17 protein-coding genes are annotated in these 22081 nt (G+C 38.1%); 16 read left to right on the forward strand and 1 reads right to left on the reverse strand.

Annotation, left to right across the window (positions count from 1 at the left end):
* Positions 1-8: 8 nt before the first annotated feature.
* From ykgO to ctlX, 12 genes are all read left to right on the forward strand, one after another.
* A complete protein-coding gene (ykgO, locus tag BUA16_RS06485) occupies positions 9-125 on the forward strand; it encodes a type B 50S ribosomal protein L36 (protein WP_013621733.1) in 117 nt (38 codons plus the stop codon).
* A gap of 2 nt (positions 126-127) precedes the next feature.
* Positions 128-502 (forward strand): 30S ribosomal protein S13, encoded by a 375-nt coding sequence (gene rpsM, locus BUA16_RS06490; RefSeq protein WP_072763938.1) that lies wholly within the window; start codon positions 128-130, stop codon positions 500-502.
* A 13-nt stretch (positions 503-515) separates the two neighbouring features.
* Complete coding sequence (rpsK, locus tag BUA16_RS06495) at positions 516-908, forward strand: 30S ribosomal protein S11 (RefSeq protein WP_072763939.1); 393 nt, start codon at positions 516-518, stop codon at positions 906-908.
* Between the two features lie 109 nt (positions 909-1017).
* Complete coding sequence (gene rpsD, locus BUA16_RS06500) at positions 1018-1623, forward strand: 30S ribosomal protein S4 (protein ID WP_072763940.1); 606 nt, start codon at positions 1018-1020, stop codon at positions 1621-1623.
* Positions 1624-1642: 19 nt separating this feature from the next.
* Positions 1643-2635 (forward strand): DNA-directed RNA polymerase subunit alpha, encoded by a 993-nt coding sequence (locus tag BUA16_RS06505; protein WP_072763941.1) that lies wholly within the window; start codon positions 1643-1645, stop codon positions 2633-2635.
* A 57-nt stretch (positions 2636-2692) separates the two neighbouring features.
* Positions 2693-3187: a 50S ribosomal protein L17 gene (gene rplQ / locus BUA16_RS06510; RefSeq protein ID WP_072763942.1), complete on the forward strand. Its 495-nt coding sequence runs from the start codon at positions 2693-2695 to the stop codon at positions 3185-3187.
* A gap of 97 nt (positions 3188-3284) precedes the next feature.
* Positions 3285-4397, forward strand: a complete 1113-nt coding sequence (gene carA / locus BUA16_RS06515) for a glutamine-hydrolyzing carbamoyl-phosphate synthase small subunit (RefSeq protein WP_072763943.1) — start codon at positions 3285-3287, stop codon at positions 4395-4397.
* 119 nt (positions 4398-4516) lie between these two features.
* Positions 4517-5806: a phosphopyruvate hydratase gene (gene eno / locus BUA16_RS06520; protein WP_072763944.1), complete on the forward strand. Its 1290-nt coding sequence runs from the start codon at positions 4517-4519 to the stop codon at positions 5804-5806.
* 136 nt (positions 5807-5942) lie between these two features.
* Positions 5943-7484, forward strand: coding sequence for a glycogen synthase (locus BUA16_RS06525; protein WP_072763945.1), 1542 nt, complete (start codon positions 5943-5945; stop codon positions 7482-7484).
* Positions 7485-7598: 114 nt separating this feature from the next.
* Positions 7599-8882 (forward strand): citrate synthase, encoded by a 1284-nt coding sequence (locus tag BUA16_RS06530; protein WP_072763946.1) that lies wholly within the window; start codon positions 7599-7601, stop codon positions 8880-8882.
* Between the two features lie 100 nt (positions 8883-8982).
* Positions 8983-9897: a dimethylarginine dimethylaminohydrolase family protein gene (locus BUA16_RS06535; protein ID WP_072763947.1), complete on the forward strand. Its 915-nt coding sequence runs from the start codon at positions 8983-8985 to the stop codon at positions 9895-9897.
* A 145-nt stretch (positions 9898-10042) separates the two neighbouring features.
* A complete protein-coding gene (gene ctlX / locus BUA16_RS06540) occupies positions 10043-10972 on the forward strand; it encodes a citrulline utilization hydrolase CtlX (RefSeq protein ID WP_072763948.1) in 930 nt (309 codons plus the stop codon).
* A gap of 238 nt (positions 10973-11210) precedes the next feature.
* On the opposite strand, the gene BUA16_RS06545 is transcribed toward ctlX, so the two are convergent.
* Complete coding sequence (locus tag BUA16_RS06545; RefSeq protein ID WP_072763949.1) at positions 11211-12635, reverse strand: SDR family oxidoreductase; 1425 nt, start codon at positions 12633-12635, stop codon at positions 11211-11213.
* Between the two features lie 337 nt (positions 12636-12972).
* On the opposite strand from BUA16_RS06545, the gene argS reads away from it, so the two are divergent.
* From argS to BUA16_RS06565, 4 genes are all read left to right on the forward strand, one after another.
* A complete protein-coding gene (argS, locus tag BUA16_RS06550; RefSeq protein ID WP_072763950.1) occupies positions 12973-14757 on the forward strand; it encodes an arginine--tRNA ligase in 1785 nt (594 codons plus the stop codon).
* 154 nt (positions 14758-14911) lie between these two features.
* Positions 14912-17230 carry a LamG-like jellyroll fold domain-containing protein gene (locus tag BUA16_RS06555; protein ID WP_143150467.1) on the forward strand — a complete coding sequence of 773 codons (2319 nt, stop codon included), beginning with the start codon at positions 14912-14914 and terminating at the stop codon, positions 17228-17230.
* Positions 17231-17372: 142 nt separating this feature from the next.
* Positions 17373-18641 (forward strand): Gfo/Idh/MocA family oxidoreductase, encoded by a 1269-nt coding sequence (locus BUA16_RS06560; RefSeq protein ID WP_072763952.1) that lies wholly within the window; start codon positions 17373-17375, stop codon positions 18639-18641.
* Positions 18642-18663: 22 nt separating this feature from the next.
* Positions 18664-22065 carry a DUF1080 domain-containing protein gene (locus BUA16_RS06565; RefSeq protein ID WP_072763953.1) on the forward strand — a complete coding sequence of 1134 codons (3402 nt, stop codon included), beginning with the start codon at positions 18664-18666 and terminating at the stop codon, positions 22063-22065.
* Positions 22066-22081 lie beyond the last annotated feature (16 nt).

Here is a 22081-nt window from a genome sequence, read left to right on the forward strand (position 1 = left end):
CAAATAGGATGAAAGTTAGAGCATCAATTAAGAAAAGAAGTGCCGAGTGCAAGATTGTGCGTAGAAAAGGCAGATTGTACGTAATTAATAAAAAGAATCCTAGATTTAAACAAAGACAAGGGTAATTATGGCAAGAATTGCAGGTGTAGATATACCAAAACAGAAAAGAGGGGTTATAGCCCTAACCTATATCTTCGGAATAGGAAATAGCAGGGCAAAAGAATTATTAGCTACAGCCCAAGTGAGTGAGGATACCAAGGTTTCTGACTGGAATGATGATGAAATAGCCCGTATTCGTGAGGCAGTTTCTGGTTTGACCATCGAAGGAGAATTGCGTTCTGAAAACCAATTGAACATTAAGCGTTTAATGGATATTGGATGTTATAGAGGAATTCGTCATAGATCTGGTTTGCCTTTAAGAGGTCAAAGAACTAAGAACAACTCTAGAACAAGAAAAGGTAAAAGGAAAACAGTTGCTAACAAGAAGAAGGCAACTAAATAATAAGTAAGATATTATGGCAAAGGCAAATGCAAAAGCAGTAAAGAAGCGTAAGGTTATAGTTGAGTCAGTGGGTGAAGCCCATGTAACTGCTTCTTTTAATAATATTATTATTTCTTTAACCAATAAGAAGGGCGATGTTATCTCTTGGTCATCTGCAGGTAAGATGGGCTTTAGAGGTTCTAAAAAGAACACTCCTTATGCAGCTCAAGTAGCTTCTGAGGATTGTGCTAAAGTTGCTCACGAGGCTGGTTTAAGAAAAGTGAAAGTTTATGTAAAAGGACCAGGAAACGGTAGAGAATCTGCTATCCGTGCTATACATAATTCAGGAATTGAGGTTACCGAAATTATCGATATTACCCCAATGCCGCACAACGGATGTAGACCTCCGAAAAGAAGAAGAGTTTAAGAATTAGTTAATCAAAAAACCCATACAAGGGTGTTTCAAAGGAAGTGTAGTTACGATTATCGAAGGATAAGCCTTAATTCATGATCACACTTCCAAATTTTTTAAGAAAATGGCAAGATATACAGGACCCAAAACTAAAATCGCCCGTAAATTCGGTGAAGCGATTTTCGGAGATGATAAATCTTTTGAAAAAAGAAATTATCCTCCGGGACAACACGGTAACGCTAAGCGTCGTGGAAAACAATCTGAATATGCAATCCAGTTAATGGAAAAGCAAAAAGCAAAATATACTTATGGTATTTTGGAGAAGCAGTTCAGAAACATATTTGCAAAAGCAAATAGTAGTAAAGCGGTAACCGGTGAAGTTTTACTTCAACTGTGTGAGTCTCGTTTAGATAACGTGGTTTACCGTATGGGATTATCTAATTCTAGAAGTGGTGCAAGACAATTAGTGTCTCACAGACACATCACTGTAAACGGTGAATTAGTGAATATTCCTTCTTATACGCTTAAGGCTGGTGATGTGGTAGGTGTAAGAGAAAAATCAAAATCTTTGACAGCAATCGCTGATGCATTGGCTTCTAATAGCAGTGTCTATGAGTGGATTACTTGGAATTCTGAAAAAATGGAAGGTACTTTTGTTGCTGTTCCTGAAAGATTACAAATTCCAGAGAATATAAAAGAACAATTAATAGTCGAGTTATACTCTAAATAAAAACAACACTGATCCAGTTATGGCATTATTAAATTTTCAGAAGCCCGATAAAGTTATAATGATTGATTCCTCCGACTTCGAAGGTAAATTCGAATTTCGTCCGTTGGAACCAGGTTATGGCCTAACCGTTGGGAACGCATTAAGAAGAGTATTGCTTTCGTCCTTGGAAGGTTTTGCTATCACTTCTGTTAGAATTGATAAGGTAGAACATGAATTTTCTGTGATTCCCGGTGTTGTTGAAGATGTTACCGAAATCATCCTAAACCTAAAACAGGTTCGTTTCAAAAGACAAATAGAAGATGTGGATAGTGAAACAGTTTCTATTACAGTTAGTGGAAAGGAACAATTGACAGCAGGTGATTTCCAAAAATTTATTTCGGGATATCAAGTATTAAATCCAGATTTGGTTATTTGTAACATGGATCCCAAGGTTAGTATCAACATGGAGATTGTTATTGATAAAGGTAGGGGGTATGTGCCAGCAGAAGAAAATAAAAAATCTAATGCATCTATAGGGACTATAGCCGTCGATTCTATCTTTACGCCAATCAAAAATGTAAAGTACAGCATTGAGAACTTCCGTGTAGAACAAAAGACCGATTATGAAAAATTGGTATTTGAGATCGTTACAGATGGTTCTATTCATCCTAAAGAAGCTTTAACTGAAGGAGCAAAGGTGTTAATTCACCATTTTATGTTGTTTTCTGATGAGCGTATTACGCTTGAAGCAGATGAAATTGCTCAGACAGAAACCTATGATGAAGAATCATTGCATATGCGTCAACTTTTGAAAACTAAATTGGTAGATATGGATCTTTCTGTAAGAGCATTGAATTGCTTGAAAGCTGCAGAGGTTGATACTCTTGGAGATTTGGTTTCTTTCAACAAGAACGATTTAATGAAGTTTAGAAACTTTGGTAAAAAATCTTTAACGGAGTTAGAAGAATTGGTTATCAACAAAGGTTTAAGCTTTGGAATGGATTTGTCAAAATATAAATTGGATAAAGATTAATAGCGCTTCTTAAAAGTTGGAGAAACCACTACTGAGGGAAGTATATAGAATAGAACAATGAGACACGGTAAGAAAGTTAATCATTTAGGAAGAAAGGCAGCGCATAGAAAAGCTATGTTGGCAAATATGGCCTGTTCTTTAATTGAGCACAAGAGAATAAATACAACTGTTGCTAAAGCGAAAGCTTTAAAGCAATTTGTAGAGCCTTTAATTACAAAATCTAAGGCAGAGAATAACCAATCTATTGAAAAGGGTACTCATAACAGACGTATTGTTTTTAGAAATCTTAGGGATAAATATGCGGTAACAGAGCTTTTTAGCACTGTAGCCGATAAAGTTGCCGATAGACCAGGTGGTTATACAAGAATCATTAAACTAGGAAATCGTCTTGGGGATAATGCAGATATGGCTATGATCGAATTAGTGGATTTCAACGAAATTTACAATGCTGATAAGCCTAAGAAGCAAAAAACTACAAGAAGAGGAAAGTCTAAAAAAGTTGCTGATGCACCTAGTGTAGACACTGAAACTAAAGCTGATGATTCAGAATAGTAAATTTGTTATTAAATTTTAATAATTCGAAAAGGATAAGCCTAATAGCTTATCCTTTTTTTATGTTATTTTGTCAAAAAAAATTGGAACGTCAATAATGAAGTATCAAACAAGAAAAAAAGCAATTTTATTGCTGGCCGATGGAACTATTTTTCATGGTAAGGCCGTAGGGGATAAGGAGGGAACAGCCTTTGGAGAGGCTTGTTTCAATACAGGAATGACTGGTTACCAAGAGATTTTTACAGATCCATCTTACTTTGGGCAATTAATGGTAACAACCAATGCACATATTGGTAACTATGGGGCTCATAACGATGAAGTGGAGTCAGATTCGGTAAAAATAGCAGGTTTAATTTGTAAGAACTTTAGCTATAACTATTCTAGGGTCGATGCGGATGAAAGTCTGGAAGAATTTATGGAAAAAAGCAATTTATTTGCTATTTCCGATGTAGATACAAGAGCCTTAGTCGCCTATATCAGAGATAATGGAGCTATGAATGCGGTTATATCTACCGATGTGGACAATATAGAAGGATTAAAGAAAGAATTGGCAAAAGTACCTAGCATGGAAGGTTTGGAACTTTCTTCAAAGGTGTGTACTAAAGAACCCTATTTCTATGGGGATAAAAATGCTAAATACAAGATATCTGCTTTGGATATCGGGATAAAAAAGAATATTCTTAGAAACTTGGCGAAAAGGGATGCTTATATTCAGGTGTTTCCTTATGATGCTACTTTTGAAGAATTGAATGCCTGGAACCCTGATGGTTTCTTTATTTCCAACGGGCCCGGAGATCCAGATCCATTACACCAAGCTATTGCTACCGTAAAAGAAATTATTGCAGGAGACAAACCCTTGTTCGGGATTTGTTTAGGACATCAGGTGTTGGCACTTGCCAATGGGATATCTACCTATAAGATGCACAATGGACATCGCGGAATCAATCATCCGGTTATGAATCTTGTGACTGGGAAAGGTGAAATCACTTCTCAAAACCATGGGTTTGCTATCAATAGAGAAGAAGCAGAGGCCAATCCTAATATCGAAATAACACATGTTCACCTGAATGACAATACTGTAGCAGGGATGAGGATGAAAAATAAGAATGTGTTTTCGGTACAATATCACCCGGAAGCTAGTCCTGGACCACATGATGCAGATTACCTTTTTGATCAGTTCTTTGATATGATCAAATCAACGGTAAACTAAAACGTTGTAGTTTTAAATTATTGTTATCAAATCAGTATAAATTGCAATATTACTGAAGCTAAAACAGCTTGGTTTCGTATATTTGCATATTATTTTAACTAAATACAAAAGAAATATATATGAGTATTATCCTAAGTGTTCATGCGCGACAAATTTTAGATTCTAGAGGTAATCCAACTGTAGAGGTAGATGTTGTTACTGAGAATGGAGTTATGGGTAGAGCTGCAGTTCCTTCTGGAGCTTCTACTGGAGAACATGAGGCCGTAGAACTTCGTGATGGAGGAAAAACATTCATGGGCAAAGGAGTTACCCAAGCAGTGAATAACGTAAATACAGTGATTGCCGAAGAAATTTTGGGAATGAATGTATTCGAACAAAACTTGGTAGACCAAACCATGATCGAATTGGATGGTACTCCAAATAAATCAAAATTAGGAGCCAACGCTATTTTAGGGGTTTCTTTGGCGGTGGCCAAAGCAGCTGCGAACGAGTTGGGAATTTCCTTATTTAGATATATCGGTGGTGTTAGTGCTAATACCTTGCCAGTTCCTATGATGAATATCATCAATGGTGGTTCGCATTCAGATGCTCCTATCGCCTTTCAAGAATTTATGGTTATGCCAGTTAAGGCAACTAGTTTTTCGCACGCCATGCAAATGGGGACCGAAATTTTCCATAACCTTAAAAAAGTATTGCACGACAGAGGTCTAAGTACTGCTGTAGGTGATGAAGGTGGATTTGCACCTACTTTGGATGGTACTGAAGATGCTCTGGATACTATTGCTTTGGCTGTAGAAAAAGCAGGATACAAATTAGGAGATAATGTTATGATTGCCTTGGATTGTGCGGCAGCAGAATTCTATGTAAACGGTAAATACGATTATACCAAGTTTGAAGGTGATAAGGGAGCTGTGCGTACTTCAGAAGAGCAAGCTCAGTATTTAGCAGATTTAAGTGCTAAATATCCTATTATTTCTATCGAAGATGGTATGGATGAAAACGATTGGGACGGTTGGAAATCTTTAACTGAAAAAATCGGAGATAGAGTTCAATTGGTAGGAGATGATTTATTCGTTACCAATGTAGAGCGTTTGTCCAAAGGTATTAAAAACGGCATTGCCAATTCAATCCTTATTAAGGTAAACCAAATAGGAACCTTAACAGAGACGATTGCTGCGGTTAATATGGCGAAGAATGCAGGATATACTTCTGTAATGTCTCACCGTTCTGGTGAAACTGAAGACAATACCATTGCCGATTTGGCAGTAGCATTGAATACAGGGCAAATTAAAACAGGTTCTGCTTCTAGATCTGATAGAATGGCAAAATACAATCAATTGCTAAGAATTGAAGAAGAATTGGGAAGCGTTGCTTATTACCCACAAGAGAATGCTTTTAAAGTAAAGTAATTTTCTGAAATTTATAATACTAAAAGCCGTTCCAAAAAAGAACGGCTTTTTTTTAAATAAACCCCACCTTAGTTTCCTTATAAAGAATTAATAATTAACTTAACCAACAATAGATTTCTAACCAAATTCTAGACCAATGAATAATTTTCTTTTTGTTGCCGCTGAAAATGACGGTATCGCCAAATGTAAAGCTGGCGGTATGGGAGATGTGGTTCGCGATGTGCCACGCCAGATCTCGGAAAGAGGCGATAGAGTGCATATTGTGGTACCTTCTTATTCCAGGCTGCATCAAAACGGCTCCTTTAAAACGCATTTAAATATACAATTAAGGGGTATTACCTATACGGCAGAACTTTACGAAGTAATTCCAAAGAAGGAATATAAAAATGTACATCATTACGTTATTCATCATCCGGAAATTGAAGCAGGGGATATAGCGCATATTTATCACAACGATCCCAAAGAACCCTTCTATACCGATGCCATAAAATATATTATATTTTGTACGGCCGTGGCCGAGGCTATTAAAAAAGGGAGCTTCGGAAGGCTCGATATAGTGCACTTGCACGATTGGCATTCTAGTTTATTGTTGTTTTTAAAAACCTATCACCCTGCATATAGTGTTTTAAAACAGATTCGATTTGTATACACCATACATAATTTGGCGATACAAGGGATAAGACCTTTCGATAATAATTATTCTTCTATTAAAAATTGGTTTCCAGAGATTCCAATAGATCATAGAGGATTGATGGATTACAGATATCAGGATTGTATCAACCTAATGGCGGTGGGGATACGTTTTGCCGATGCTGTGCATACGGTATCGCCTTCTTATAAGGAAGATGTACTCTTGCCAAGTAGGCCTCCCGAATTTATAGGGGGCGAAAATCTGGAAAGCGATTTACAAAAAGCTAATAATGAAGGCCGTCTCTTTGGGGTGCTCAACGGCTCTAATTATGCTAATATAAGAGTAGCAGAAACTGGAAATATTTACAGGAATATTTTGAAGGCCATTTTTATATGGCTACAAGAAGAATCTAAAAAATACAAGGCAGATTTTTTAGCTCATACCGGGGAAAAGGTAGTGGAGTTTTTAAAAGAACCACCTAGCTTTGTTGTTTCTAGTGTAGCGAGGTTAACGGAACAAAAGTTTTATTTCTTTAAAAGATCGCCCGAATCCCTCATTACTATATTAGAGCAATTGGAAAAAGTGAATGGGGTATTTATACTTTTAGGTACCGGGGACCCCGATTATGAAACGCTTTTTAGGGAAGTAAGTTATAACCATAAGAATTTTATTTTCATCAATGGCCAATCCGAAGATGTTATAGATTCACTTTATCTGGAGACCGATCTGTATATTATGCCTAGCCTATTCGAACCTTGTGGGATAAGTCAAATGTTGGCTATGCGAAATGGGCATCCTTGTTTGGTGCATCAAACAGGAGGGTTAAAGGATACTGTGAAACATCTAAAAACCGGATTCTGTTTCGACGGAGAAAGTTATGATGAGAAAATTAGAAATATGAACGAAGTACTGGCCCAAGTGCTCGATATTTTTACCAACGATAAGACGCAATGGAAAAAAATACAGGACAATGCAAGGAAAATGCGTTTTACATGGGAGAAATCAGTAGATGATTATTATAAATATCTATATTCTATTAATCCTTAAGTATAGGATTTTATGGAGTTTGCCAAAGATTTCATAATTATAAAATCTTCCATTGGCAAGCTTATGTGTTTTTATTAAATTTACAAACAATCGAAATAAACAGTAAATTAAGAAATGTCAGATAAAGCAACATTAGAATACAACGGAAAAAGATTTGATTTTCCCGTTATTAAAGGGACGGAAGATGAACTGGCGATAGACATTAAAACAATGCGTGCTATCTCAGGAATGATAACAATAGATCCAGGATATAAAAATACAGGTTCTTGTGAAAGTGCCATCACATTTTTAGATGGTGAGAAGGGGATCTTGAGGTATCGTGGTTATTCTATCGAAGAACTGGCAGAGAAGGCCGAATTCTTAGAAGTTGCTTATTTGTTGATTTTTGGACATTTACCGAACAAAGAAGAATTAGAGCGTTTTCATAACGATATAAAGGCGGAGTCTCACGTAGATGAGGAAATGAAAAAGATTTTGGACGGTTTTCCAAAATCGGCACACCCTATGGGAGTCCTTTCTTCCCTAACGAGTGCCTTAGTCGCTTTTAACCCCGGATCAGTCAATGTGTCTTCTGAAAAGGATATGTATTGGGCTATCGTTAAGATATTGGCAAAATTCCCAGTATTGGTGGCCTGGACCTTAAGAAAGAAAAAAGGCTTACCATTAGATTATGGTGACGATTCTTTAGGGTATGTGGAGAACATTCATAAAATGATGTTCAAAAAACCAAACCATAAATACGAAACAAATAAAATTGTTATCGATGCCTTGGATAAGTTATTGATCTTACATGCAGATCACGAACAAAACTGTTCTACTTCTACAGTACGGATAGTAGGTTCTTCACATGCAGGCTTATATGCTTCCTTGTCAGCAGGGATATCTGCACTTTGGGGCCCATTGCATGGAGGTGCCAACCAAGCCGTTTTGGAAATGCTAGAGGCTATAGAGGCCGATGGCGGCGATACCAAAAAATATATGGCCAAGGCTAAGGACAAGAACGATCCGTTCCGTTTAATGGGCTTTGGACATAGAGTATATAAAAACTTCGATCCAAGGGCTAAAATAATAAAGGTAGCAGCTGAAGAGGTGTTGGCCGATTTAGGAATAGACGATCCGATATTGGAAATCGCAAAAGGCTTGGCAAAAGAAGCTTTGGAAGATAAATATTTTGTAGACAGAAAATTGTATCCGAATGTAGACTTCTACTCGGGGATTATATACAGAGCGTTGGGAATTCCAACAGAAATGTTTACCGTAATGTTTGCCTTGGGACGTTTACCGGGTTGGATAGCTCAATGGAGGGAAATGCGTCTTAAAAGTGAGCCTATTGGACGTCCACGTCAGGTGTATACAGGAGAAAAACAAAGACCTTTTGTCTGTTTAGAAAACCGATAGGTACAAATCATAAATTTAGCTGCCCCTTGTGTTATTTCACAAGGGGCAGTTTTTTTTGAGGGCTAAGGAAGTATTTCTATATTTGTTTAAAAACTAACATATGCTGAAGTTAAATGTTAAGGATGAAACATCACGCCTAAAAGCCGTGGTGTTGGGGACGGCGCAAAGTAATGGGCCAGTACCTATGCCTGAGGAGGCTTATGATCCAAAATCCTTGGAACATATTTTGGCAGGTACCTATCCCAAGGAAGAGGATATGGTACGTGAAATGGAAGCCTTTGCTGCCGTTTTAAAAAAATATGGGGTACAGGTTTTTAGACCCAAGCTCATAAAGGATTGCAATCAGATATTTTCTAGGGATATAGCCTTTGTGATCGATGATAAATTGATTAAAGCTAATATCTTGCCCGATAGGGAAATAGAATTTCAGGCAATTAAGTATGTGTTGGACAAAATAGAAGATAGTCAGATTATATATCCCCCAAAGGAGGTACATATCGAAGGGGGTGATGTAATGCCCTGGAAAGATTATATTTTTATCGGCACTTATTCCGGGGAAGACTATTCCGACTTAATAACAGCGCGAACCAATAGGGCTGCAGTTGATTTTATAGCCAAAACCTTTCCACATAAAAAAATAAAATCTTTCGAACTTCGTAAATCCAATACCAATGCAAGGGAGAATGCCTTGCATTTAGACTGTTGTTTTCAGCCTATAGGAACAGATAAGGCTATCCTTCATAAAAACGGGTTTTTAGTGACCGAAGAATACGAATGGTTGCTTAATTATTTTGGTAGAGAGAACGTTTTTGAGATAACCAAAGATGAAATGTACAGCATGATGAGCAATGTGTTTTCTATTGCTCCTGATGTGGTCGTTTCGGAACGTAATTTTACGCGATTAAATAATTGGCTTAGGGAGAAAGGATTAACGGTAGAAGAAATACCTTATGCAGAAATAGCCAAACAAGAAGGGCTTCTTCGGTGTAGTACCTTGCCCTTGGTTAGGGAATAGGCTATTAATTTAAAAAATAGGGTTAGTAAGCTGCTCCGCTTCTTAGGCGTAGACTAAGAGAATAGTAATATTTATAAAATTCATAGCATCCTCACGTAATGAACTAGTTTCTAGGAATCCCATAAGGATATAATAAAATATAAAAATGCAAGTAACCAATACAATTTTAATGGTCCGTCCTGTGAATTTTCGCAAGAACGAACAAACGGCGGTAAATAATTATTTTCAGGAAGACCTGGATTTAAAGAATCAAGAAATCAATGCAAAGGCTCAGGCCGAATTTGATGCCTTAGTTACCAGTTTACGGGAAAAGGGAGTAAATGTTATAGTAGTAAATGACACCCTTGAAAACGATACTCCAGATTCTATTTTTCCAAATAATTGGGTCTCCTTTCACGAAGATGGTACAGTTGGACTTTATCCTATGTTTGCGGAAAATAGGAGAAAGGAAAGACGAGAGGATATTTTGGAGACTTTAGAAGAGCGAGGATTTGTAATCGATAGTCTTATGGATTACACCTCTGCTGAAGATTCTGAGTATTACTTGGAAGGAACCGGCAGCATATTATTGGATAGGGTGAATCGAAAGGCCTACTGTGCCCTATCGGCCAGGGCCGATGAAGAGCTGTTTATTGAGTTCTGTGAGGATTTTGAATATACGCCTATCATTTTTACAGCTAACCAAACTGTAGGCGATGATAGACTTCCTATTTATCATACCAATGTTATGATGTGTTTAGGAGAAACCTTTGCCGTGATATGTTTGGATACGATCGATGATAAAAAGGAGAAAAAGCATTTGGTTTCCCAACTCAAAGAAGATGGAAAAGAAATTATAGCCATAACGGAGCAGCAGATGCATCATTTTGCCGGAAATATGCTCCAGGTAATGGGTATGGGGAATAAGCGATATTTGGTGATGAGTTCAGCTGCCTACAATAGTTTGGCTCCCGCCCAGATAAAAAGCTTGGAGAAGCACTGCGATATCATTCATAGTCCCTTAGATACTATAGAGACCTGTGGCGGAGGAAGTGCCCGATGTATGATGGCAGAAGTGTTTTTACCTAAAAATTAATTAGGCCGGTATACATATGAAAGCTCCATTTTTTAATTTAAAATGGAGCTTTTTTCTATACTTTAAAAGGTGCCGATTCTACTCCGCTATTTATTTGGAACTATTATTATTCCATATGCCAAGAAGTATCAAGAACCTCAGGGAAAATTTTTCCTTTCTTGTGGGCGGATCAATGATCTTGACCGTTGGTATGTGGGGGTAATATATGAATTATTAAAAATCAGGTCCTAAAAATTGCTTAGGTATTGGCAATATTTCGGATCATTCCCCCAAAAATGAAATAGTGGAAAGGGAGCATACTGTACCAGTACAAGCGACCCCAAATTCCCTTAGGCCTAAAAGTGGCTGTTTGATAAAGGGTGTTGTCGTCGGCTATTCTAAATTCTAACCAAGCCTCGCCAGGAAGGCGCATTTCGGCAAAAAGAAGCAATCTTTTATGTTCCTTGTCTGCTAGGAGTACACGCCAAAAATCTAAGGAGTCTCCAGTGTATATTTTATCGAGATGGGTACGCCCTCTTCTCAATCCTACCCCACCGTTGAGTTTATCGAAAAAGCCCCTTAGCCTCCATAGCCAATTGGCATAGTACCAGCCCGTTTCTCCGCCTATTTTCCAGATGTTTTCCAAGACCTTATCTGGATCGTTTATTCTTATCTTTTTTTCGTCTTTTAAAACACCGTATTTAGGTACTTGTATATATTTCTTTAGTCCAGAATGGATACGGCTACTGATCATACTGTCTTTCCAACTGCTGGCGACCAAATTTTGTTCAATTTTAATGAACGCCATTTTAATGGCCTCGGCATAAGTGTGGGTCTTTATCCCTAGTAACTGTTGTAGTCTGTTGTCTTTGGCAACAACTTCCATTTTCATGCTGTCCACTAAATTCATGGCAAGCTTAAAAGAGGTAGAAGTAACAAAATATAACCAATAAGACGATAGCTTAGGAGTCATTACCGGTACGGTGATAATCCCAATTCTCAATCCCCTTATCTTAGCATATTGTTCTAGCATCGCTTTATAGGTAAGTACTTCTGGTCCGCCGATATCAAAAGAGTCGCCATAGGTTTTTTCATGGCCTAGCACACCGGTTAAAAAACTGATAACATCTCGGATCGCAATGGGTTGGGTTTTGGTAAGCACCCATTTAGGGGTAATCATTAAAGGCAGTTTTTCGCATAGGTCCCTTATGATTTCAAAAGAAGAACTTCCTGAGCCAACTATAATTCCGGCCCTTAGAACGGTGAGGGCATAATTTCCCTGGTACAAAATGTCTTCTACATTTTTTCTGGAACGCAAGTGTTTAGAGAGGTCTTTGTCATTGACAATACCGCTGAGGTAAATAACCTGTTTAATCTCGGTGCCCTGCATATAGCGATTGAATGTTTTGGCAGAAATCGCCTCCTTTTCATCAAAATCGCTGGTAGAAGAACTCATAGAATGAATCAGATAGTATGCAGCATCAATATCCTTTGGGATACTATTGGGCTGGTAGTCTTCCAAAAAATCGATTTCAATAATGTCTATGGCGCCAAAAGTGTCTTGGTTGATAGAGAATCTCTTTTTATCCCGAACAGCACAAACAACTTCATGGCCCATGGCCATTAATTGCGGCAATAAACGCATTCCAATATATCCGTTGGCTCCAGTTAGTAATATTTTCATAGGTGTTTATTGTTTTTTTAAGGTCCTTTGTAATTCGCATAGCTGAATTTGTCTTAGCGACCAATTTTCGGTTTAGCTCATTTCATAATCAAGTGAATGCTAACTCACCTCGTTGTTTAAAATTAACAGAATGTCTATTGGAATACTGCTCTTTTTTGTCCTATCATTGGAGTAAGGGTAAGGATTAACAATAGAGTTTAATACAATTTTGAGATCTATTTTTGAAGATCTTCCTTAAAGTTAACGAAAACTTGGGTCATTCTGGGGAGTTGACTTTATATTCAGGGTAAAAAGAATAAAAATTGCTTAGTTTTGCAGCCTTAAACATCAATATTTAATGAACATCCAAGAAGTCCTAACCACAAAGGTAAAAGAAGCAGTTAACTCTGTTTATAAGGTAGCATTGCCGAGCGTTGAATTTCAACCCACAAGAAAGGATTTTGCAGGGGATATCACCGCTGTAATTTTTCCTATGTTGCGTTTTGTTAAAGGAAACCCGGTACAAATAGGAGAACAGATTGGCCAATTCTTAAAGGATAATGTGGCCGAAGTTGAAGATTTCAATGTAGTTAAAGGGTTTTTAAACATAACCATTAACGATAGTTTTTACCTGAATTTCTTTAACGGCATTAAGGATGTTTCGGACTATGGTTTCGTTTCTGCACAGGATGATAATGCTATTATGGTAGAATATTCTTCTCCCAACACTAATAAACCATTGCATTTAGGACATGTTCGTAATAATTTGTTGGGATATTCAGTGGCGGAAATTATTAAGGCCTCTGGAAAAAAAGTGTATAAAACCCAGATAATTAACGATAGGGGAATACATATTTGTAAAAGTATGTTGGCTTGGCAGCGCTTTGGCAATGGAGAAACTCCAGAAAGCACGGGCTTAAAAGGCGATAAACTTGTAGGGAGCTATTATGTAGCCTTTGACAAGGCCTATAAGGAAGAAATTGCAGCTATGATAGCTGAAGGCGTAGATAAGAAAGTGGCAGAAAAAGAAGCTCCACTTTTATTGGAAGCCCAAGAAATGCTTAGAAAATGGGAAGCTGGCGATGAAGAGGTGGTACGTCTTTGGAAAAAGATGAACCAGTGGGTGTACAATGGTTTTGAAGTTAGTTATAATAATCTGGGCGTAGATTTTGACCAGTATTATTATGAAAGTGATACCTATTTATTAGGAAAGGATGTGGTAGAAGAGGGACTTAAAAAAGGAGTCTTTTATCGCAAGGAAGATAGTAGTGTGTGGATAGATTTGACCGACGAAGGTCTAGATGAAAAAATAGTACTAAGGTCCGATGGTACCGCTGTATATATGACCCAAGATATTGGTACTGCCATACAGCGAGTAAAAGACAATCCAGACATTGGTGGGATGGTTTATACTGTAGGGAACGAACAGGATTATCATTTTAAAGTATTGTTCCTGATCCTAAAAAAATTAGGGTATACATGGGCAGAGAAATTATACCATCTAAGTTATGGAATGGTCGATTTGCCTAGCGGAAAAATGAAAAGTAGGGAAGGTACGGTGGTAGATGCCGATGATTTGATGGAGGATATGACCCGTACGGCAGCAGAAATTTCCGAAGAATTGGGGAAACTAGACGATTATACGGCCGAAGAAAAACAAGGGTTGTATAAAATGATCGGTTTAGGAGCCTTAAAGTATTACATCCTAAAAGTAGATCCTAAAAAGCGAATTCTCTTCAACCCTGAAGAATCGGTAGATTTTCAAGGAAATACAGGTCCGTTTATTCAATATACCTATGCAAGGATTCAGTCGATTATAAGAAAGGCAGATTTCGATTTTTCACAAGAAATGTCTCATCAAGCTCTGGGTCAGCTTCATGAAAAAGAAAAAGAATTGCTGAAACAGTTAGAGCAGTATCCTGTAACGATACAATTGGCGGCAGAAAACTTTAGTCCGGCCCTTATAGCGAATTATACCTATGACCTGGTAAAAGAGTTTAATTCTTTTTACCAAAATGTTTCTATATTGGGAGAGTCAGATGCTTCTAAAAAAATCTTTAGGGTGCAATTGGCTAAAAAAGTAGGCGAAGTTATTCAATCTGCATTTAGTCTTTTGGGAATTCAGGTTCCAGAAAGAATGTAATACACCTAAAAAGACGGTCTTTAAAGAGGACATTTCTATAATTGGAGATGTCCTCTTTTTTATTGTTCGAAAACTTATAATTTTCGTGTAATGGAATTTTATATATTCTTCCTAAATTCGTGAGCAGATTGTATAAAATACTATTCCTTAAATTTTGTTGAAAAGATTATTGATATTCGGATGTTGGTGCCTACCCTTTCTTCTATTTTGGAGCAGGGCATGGGGTCAGGAATATGATGGTCTTTCCGAGGAAGAAAAATGGGAATTGCGCTTGCAGTCGCATTTACTTGTCGATATAGATAAAATTACACCTTCCAATGTACCCGTGCTACTAGAGCGAAAAGCTCCGATAGCGCTGCTAGTCCATCAGGATTCTAAAAAACAGGAAGAACTTATAGCAACTATTGCTGCCCAACACAAGGACCTAGTGATATTATACGATATGGATACTTGTGAGGAGCTCGGCTCGAGCTATAACCTCATTAAAATCCCCAAGAATATTATTGAAAGCCTAGTCGTAAGTGCCAAGACTCGGGACACGGTTTTACCCATGTTCAAAACAGCCATGGAATTAGGACTCATTACGGTCGAAAAGGCCAGTAGTCTTAAGGATAGTACCTTGTTCAATATTTGGAAAAATTCTGGTCGAAAACCTACTTTTGTTCAAGTAGCACCAGAACTGCTCGCGTCGGCAGACAGTCTGGTAGGTGCGCTCAACGCAACAAGAAAGGTGTATGGGACCCTAAAATCTAAAGAAGGGCTATTGTACAATGTAAGCTTCAAGGATAAAAAAGATATTCTTGTTCAAGGCCTGTTTAGTTTTCCACTTTCTAAACAGAATAGTTTGCCGGTCTTTATTCCCCATAAGCCTGGGTATTATTTCTCTCCGGATATAATTATTACGACTCCCGAAAATCGTGATAATATTAAAGAATTTGTTGGCTTTCCCCTGGATTTCGAATACGGGCTTACCGATCATTTTAGTTTTGATACCGCCGTTAAAAATACTATTAGAAAAAATGATAGGGAGATTTTATCCAATAATATTAAGGTGTACAATGATCCTGTTCGGGGTACCGTGGGATATCTAAGTGAAGGAGCCTTTGTCGATGCCGGAATAAACAGCCGAGGTTCCTTGCAGGGGAGTTTTACAATTTCGGGATGGATTAAACCAACGGAACTAAGCAATAACAATAGTATTTTAGGAAAGGGCGATAATTTTGTGCTGAAACTTCATAAGGGATATTTAACCTTTACCATGGCCGGTGTGAAGGATTATATTTCCAATACTTCGAAAGTTCCCTTAAATGAGTGGACCCATGTGGGCTTGGTGCATTCCAAGGTAAAGGATGAACTTTATTTTTACCTCAATGGAAAGCAAACCGATAAAATTAAATTAATAGAAAATTACGATACTTCCGACTTCAATATTTTAATAGGTAGCAACCTTTGGCAAGAATTTTTTACGGGCTATATCACCGATATCAAGATTTGGGAACGAGAACTGAATGCCGACGAAATTCAAAAGGACTTTGAGAACACAAGTGCCAACGGATTTTCATACAACTATTACCTTCTGATTGTAGGTTTGGGCCTAATCGCAGTTTTCGGTTTTATAGGGTATAGGGTTTTTAACAGATTCAATACATTACCGCGTAAACCTACTATAACACCCCAGGAGATTGTTGAAAAACCTGTGGAAATGGTGTCTGTGAAGCAAGATGTCCAGGAAAAAATTCTTTGTTTTGGCGCTCTTCGTATTCTTACCGCCGAGGGTGAAGATGTTGCTAAAAAGCTTTCGCCCAAACTTAAGCAACTCTTTGTTGTAGTGTTATTAAACAGCATTGAGGGCAAAAAAGGAATCACTACTAAAAAATTGACCGAATTGCTATGGCCTGGAATGAGTGTTCAGGAGGCCAAGAATACCAGAGGGACCAATATTCAGAATTTAAGGGCTATTCTTTCTGCCAGTACAGGGATACTATTAAGCTTTAAGGATAAATCCTGGATGTTAGAATTAGGAGATAATAGCTATTGCGATTACCAAAGGGTTCAAAAATTTATAGAAGAACTAGGCCAGGGAAGTTTTCAAAAAGAGGACTTAGAGAAGCAATTGCCCTCTTTTTTTAACATTTTAAAAGAAGATCGATTTTTAACCAATATCAAGGATTCGTGGTTCGATCCTTTTTTAGAACGATTTAGCCACCAAATTATTGAGGTTTGTACGGACTTATCTGCTGTTTTGGAGATCGATGACCACGCAGCAGTTTTATATGACCTTGCCAAAGTGATGTATCTCTATGATGAGCTGAATGAAACAGCTCTTAAAATAAAACTTCAAATTTTAATCAAGCAAGGTAAACTTAGCTTAGCTCGCAAGGTGTATAATAATTTTACGAAACTGTATGAAGAGTTATACGGTGATTCATATCTGGTTAGGTTTGAAGACGTAGTGGCCAATGAACCCGTATAGAATCCGGTAGCATTATTTTTTTCTTTAAATACCCTTATTTTAAAAGTATTACCCCAAACATTACCCCTTTTTTTACGCATTACCATCTTTCTTTGTTAAGAAATACATCAAATTATTTAATAATACCATAGAATATATTTTAATGAAGAAAAATTCAACTGGCCGTAGGGATTTCGTAAGAAAATCGTTAGTGGCAGCTGCAGGAATCAGCATTATTCCAAGACATGTTATGGGGGGCACGAATTTTATTCCTCCTAGTGATCAATTGACCAAGGCTGTAATTGGTGTTGGTGGAATGGGGCAGGGTCACCTGACATATGAAGGAACAAGGTTGTTGGCTATTTGTGATGCCGATGGAAACCATTTGGCCAATACCCTTAAGAAAGTAGGTAGTGGGGTAACCGGATACAGAGATTTTCGTGAGGTCTTACAAAGACCCGATATTGATATAGTTCATATTGCAACTCCTCCGCATTGGCACGGGCTTATGTCTATTATGGCCGCAGAGGCAGGAAAAGACGTATGGTGTGAAAAACCGATGACCAGAACCATAGGGGAAGGTAAAAAGGTAGTCGAGGCCATGGCATTGCATGGAAAAATGTTCCGTTTAAATACTTGGTTCCGTTTTAAAGATAATTTTTACGGAATGGGAACCCCAGTTAAGAAACTTAAAAAAGTGGTCGATAGCGGTGCCTTGGGTTGGCCGTTGAAAGTAACCATTAGTGGGGTTACTGGGTTTAACTGGAAGTTTTACTGGGTAGGGAAAGAAAACTTGACCCCTCAGCCAGTTCCGGCACAATTAGACTATAATATGTGGCTAGGGCCAGCACCGGAAAAACCTTATAACCCACATAGAGTACACGGTACCTTTAGAGGTTATTGGGATTATGATGGGGGTGGATTAGGTGATATGGGACAGCACTATATAGACCCTGTCCAGTATTTCTTGGGAAAAGACAATACCAGTCCTGTAAAGGTTGAGGTCGATGCGCCACAACAACATTATGACGCTATTGGTACATGGAGAAAAATTACCTATACCTATGCTGATGGGTGTCAGATAATTTTAGACGGAGAAAATAAGGATAAGGACGCGGCCTATATCGAAGGTCCCAATGGAAAAATATACAACGGATTTAAATCGACTATCCCTAATATAGAAGGACTGATCGATAGTATGCCAGATCCGGAAGAACAAATTACCTTGTTCTCGGAATCTGTAAAAACCCGTCAAAAATTTGCTCTTAATGAAGAAAACGGCCACCGTTCCGCAACTGTGGTGAATATGGGGATTATTGCACTTCGTTTAGGAAGAACGTTAGAATTTGACCCTGTTAAGCAAGAATTCATCAACGATGAAGAGGCAAACAGATTAATAGATCAACCAATGAGGGCCTCTTGGGCTTATTAATTAAAATTAAAGAATACTAAAAATGAATACACTATATAAAAAGCTATCTGTGCTTTTGCTATTTATAGGCGCCTTTGCCATGAATGCCCAGGACAATAGAACGTTGGATACTAAGGTAGCCGATATATTAGCACAATTGCCGACAGAAGATTTGGAACATTCTGATCGATTGATGCAAGAAATCATTGATTTGGGTACCGATGGGGTACTTAAATTTTCTGATATGTTAATACCCTTAGGAAGCGGTGATGACACCAAGGCTCGTTACGCCATGCAGAGTGTAGCGGTGTACAGTGGAGGAACCCAGGCTATAATTAAAGAAGGTGTTGTAGAAAAGGCCATATTAAAGGCTTTGGAAAAAGCTTCAAACGAAGAGGTAAAGACCTTTTTGATCGATCGCCTGATGTTTTGTGGTACCAATGCTAGTATTGTTGCCTTAAAAAACTACCTATCCCAAGAAGCCTTGTTTCATCCTGCACTAGCTGCCCTAACCTCTATTGGGACCAATGAAGCCGCTGCAGCAATCTTAAATGCCGTAAAAGGTGCCGATAGCCATAAACAAGCCTCCTTGGTAGATGCTTTAGGAGAATTAAAATATGCTGCAGGTGAAACCGTACTTAAGGAATTGGCTGCTTCGTCATCAAAAACGGTACAGCAAAAAGCCATAATGGCCTTGGCCAATATTGCTGGGGTAAGTTCTTATGAGGTATTGGCGAATGCTGTTGAAAATTCTAATTATAACTTGGATGATACCAATAGTGTTTTGGCCTTTATCCATTATGGGAATAGGTTGCAAGAAGAAGGCAATAAGGCGCTTAGTACAACGATAGCCAATGCTTTGTTGAAGAACTGCAAGGACGAAGAACAATTGCATTTTAGATCAGCTGGGGTTCATATACTAGCTGCAAACGATGGCAAGGGAATAACTAAAACCTTATTGAAGGAGGCTAAAAACAAGGATAGCAAGTATGTTGGAGCAGTATTGGATGCGGCTTCTGACCAACTTGGGTATGCGGAAGTGGCCAAATGGACCAAATTGTACAAGAAATCTAGTGCCGATATCAAACCACTGGTTATTAGAATGTTGCAAACAAGGGAAGATGCCGTGGTTTTTGAAAAGGTAATTTTAAAAGCCTTAAATGATAAGCATTCCAATGTTAGAGTGGCAGGGATAAAAGCCTTGGCATATCAAGATAAAGTAAAGGCCTTGCCAGAGTTGTTCAAAAGCTTACGAAAAGCTTCGACTAGTGAGGAATTTTCTGCCCTTGAAGGAACCTTTTTAAGAGTTGTAGATGCCAAGGATAATGAGTTATTGGCTTTTCAATTGAACAAGGTTGCCGAAGATGCAAAAGTAGTTCTAGTAAATGTTTTGGCTGCTCGTAACGCAAATAATCAATTCGATGCTCTTTTGGGACTTGTCAACAAAGGAAGTGATAAGGTAGATGCCGCTATTTACAAGGCATTACCGTCGATAGCTACAGGAAATAACTTGTCCGATTTAATGGTCCTTTTAGGGAAAACGGAAAAGGAAGAATACATAGAAAACAACCAAAGGGCTATCCTAAACGTGCTTAATGGAAGTGATAGCGATTTTTCAGGAAAAATCCTTTCAACTTATGAAAGTGCAGAAGATAAATCTAAGTTATTGCCAATTTTAGCGGCTTTGAGTTCAGAGGAAGCCTTAAAGATGGTTTCGGATCGACTTTCTACAGGAAATAAAAATGAAAAGGCATTGGCCTTAAAAGCCTTGACGAATTGGAAAAACAACGATGCTATCCCTTATTTGTTCGAAACTGCAAAAAATGGATCAGACAATGAAATCCGTAAAAAGGCGTTTGGAAACTACCTGACCAAGGTGGTAAGGTCTAATTACCCAGATGATCAAAAATTACTTTTGGTGCGTAAAATAATGCCAGAAGCTACAAATGTACAGGAGAAGAAGCAAGTGCTTATGGCAGCACAAAACATAAAGACCTTCCTTTCTTTGGTGTTCGTTTCAGAGTATTTGGACGACCAGGAATTGTTGACTACCGCTTCAAATGCAGCGATAGCTATAGCGCTGCCAACACCAGGTGTTAAAAATGGTTTGAGTGGCGATGTTGTTAGGGATATCGTTTCCAGAAGTGTCGACAACCTTACTGGTCCGGACAGCCAATATATAAAGATTGATGTTAAAGAGTTTTTGGATAAGATGCCAAACGATAAAGGGTTTGTCTCTATTTTCAATGGAAAGGATTTTACAGGCTGGGAAGGATTGGTAGCAAACCCAATAGCACGTTCTAAAATGTCCGCTTCTAAATTGGCAAGGGAACAGGCTAAGGCCAATGCACAAATGATGGAAGATTGGTATATAAAAGACGGCGTTATTGGCTTTAAAGGAGAAGGATATAATAACATATGTACTGTAAAAGATTACGGCGATTTTGAAATGTTGGTCGATTGGAAGATTACCAATGGAGGGGATAGCGGTATTTATCTAAGAGGTACTCCCCAAGTTCAAATTTGGGACGTCGCTTTGGTAGAAGTAGGTGCTCAGGTAGGATCCGGTGGATTGTACAATAACCAAAAACACGAAAGTAAACCTTTGCAAGTAGCCGATAACCCGGTTAATGAATGGAATACCTTCCGTATTAAAATGGTAGGCGATAGGGTAACCGTTCATTTAAACGGAGTATTGGTAACCGATAACGTGGTTATGGATAACTATTGGGATCGTACACAGGCAATTTTCGCTAAGGAAGCTATAGAACTTCAGGCACATGGTGAAGATCTAGGATTTAGGAATATATACGTTAGAGAAATTAGCTCTGGTGACGACCAATTGACGCAAGCCGAAAAGAAGGAGGGTTTCAAATCCTTATTAGGAGGAAAAGATCTTGATCATTGGATAGGGAATAAAACAGATTATATCGTAGAAAACAATGAGTTGTTGGTGAAGCCAAAACAAGGTGGACACGGTAATTTGTACACGGCAGAGGAATATTCTGATTTTGTTTTTAGATTCGATTTTAAACTAACTCCCGGTGCCAATAACGGATTGGGAATTCATGCTCCTTTAGAAGGTGATGTTGCCTATATGGGGAAAGAATTGCAGATCTTGGATAATACTGCCCAGATTTATGCCAATTTGGACGATCACCAATATCACGGATCTGTGTACGGTATAATGGCCGCTAAAAGAGGGGCGCTTAATCCGGTAGGAGAATGGAACAGCCAAGAGGTTATTGTAAAGGACGATCAGATTAAAATTACCCTGAACGGAAAAGTTATTCTTGATGGTAATATTAAGGAAGCTACTAAAAACGGTACTTTAGATAAGAAAGATCATCCAGGTTTGTTGAGAAGCAAAGGTCATATTGCATTTTTGGGACATGGATCGGAATTAGCCTTCCGTAATATAAGAATCAAAGACCTAAGTAAGTAGTACTTAAAACTGTCTT

Source organism: Arenibacter nanhaiticus, assembly GCF_900141935.1.
Classification (GTDB): domain Bacteria; phylum Bacteroidota; class Bacteroidia; order Flavobacteriales; family Flavobacteriaceae; genus Arenibacter; species Arenibacter nanhaiticus.

Excerpts from the sequence above, each read along its gene's own strand:
- BUA16_RS06530 (WP_072763946.1), top strand. The coding sequence starts at position 7,599 with ATGTCAGATAAAGCAACATTAGAATACAACGGAAAAAGATTTGATTTT.
- BUA16_RS06560 (WP_072763952.1), top strand. The coding sequence starts at position 17,373 with ATGAAGAAAAATTCAACTGGCCGTAGGGATTTCGTAAGAAAATCGTTA.
- ykgO (WP_013621733.1), top strand. The coding sequence starts at position 9 with ATGAAAGTTAGAGCATCAATTAAGAAAAGAAGTGCCGAGTGCAAGATT.
- BUA16_RS06505 (WP_072763941.1), top strand. The coding sequence starts at position 1,643 with ATGGCATTATTAAATTTTCAGAAGCCCGATAAAGTTATAATGATTGAT.
- rpsD (WP_072763940.1), top strand. The coding sequence starts at position 1,018 with ATGGCAAGATATACAGGACCCAAAACTAAAATCGCCCGTAAATTCGGT.
- carA (WP_072763943.1), top strand. The coding sequence starts at position 3,285 with ATGAAGTATCAAACAAGAAAAAAAGCAATTTTATTGCTGGCCGATGGA.
- BUA16_RS06565 (WP_072763953.1), top strand. The coding sequence starts at position 18,664 with ATGAATACACTATATAAAAAGCTATCTGTGCTTTTGCTATTTATAGGC.
- argS (WP_072763950.1), top strand. The coding sequence starts at position 12,973 with ATGAACATCCAAGAAGTCCTAACCACAAAGGTAAAAGAAGCAGTTAAC.
- rpsK (WP_072763939.1), top strand. The coding sequence starts at position 516 with ATGGCAAAGGCAAATGCAAAAGCAGTAAAGAAGCGTAAGGTTATAGTT.
- ctlX (WP_072763948.1), top strand. The coding sequence starts at position 10,043 with ATGCAAGTAACCAATACAATTTTAATGGTCCGTCCTGTGAATTTTCGC.
- eno (WP_072763944.1), top strand. The coding sequence starts at position 4,517 with ATGAGTATTATCCTAAGTGTTCATGCGCGACAAATTTTAGATTCTAGA.
- BUA16_RS06525 (WP_072763945.1), top strand. The coding sequence starts at position 5,943 with ATGAATAATTTTCTTTTTGTTGCCGCTGAAAATGACGGTATCGCCAAA.
- BUA16_RS06535 (WP_072763947.1), top strand. The coding sequence starts at position 8,983 with ATGCTGAAGTTAAATGTTAAGGATGAAACATCACGCCTAAAAGCCGTG.
- rplQ (WP_072763942.1), top strand. The coding sequence starts at position 2,693 with ATGAGACACGGTAAGAAAGTTAATCATTTAGGAAGAAAGGCAGCGCAT.
- rpsM (WP_072763938.1), top strand. The coding sequence starts at position 128 with ATGGCAAGAATTGCAGGTGTAGATATACCAAAACAGAAAAGAGGGGTT.
- BUA16_RS06545 (WP_072763949.1), bottom strand. The coding sequence starts at position 12,635 with ATGAAAATATTACTAACTGGAGCCAACGGATATATTGGAATGCGTTTA.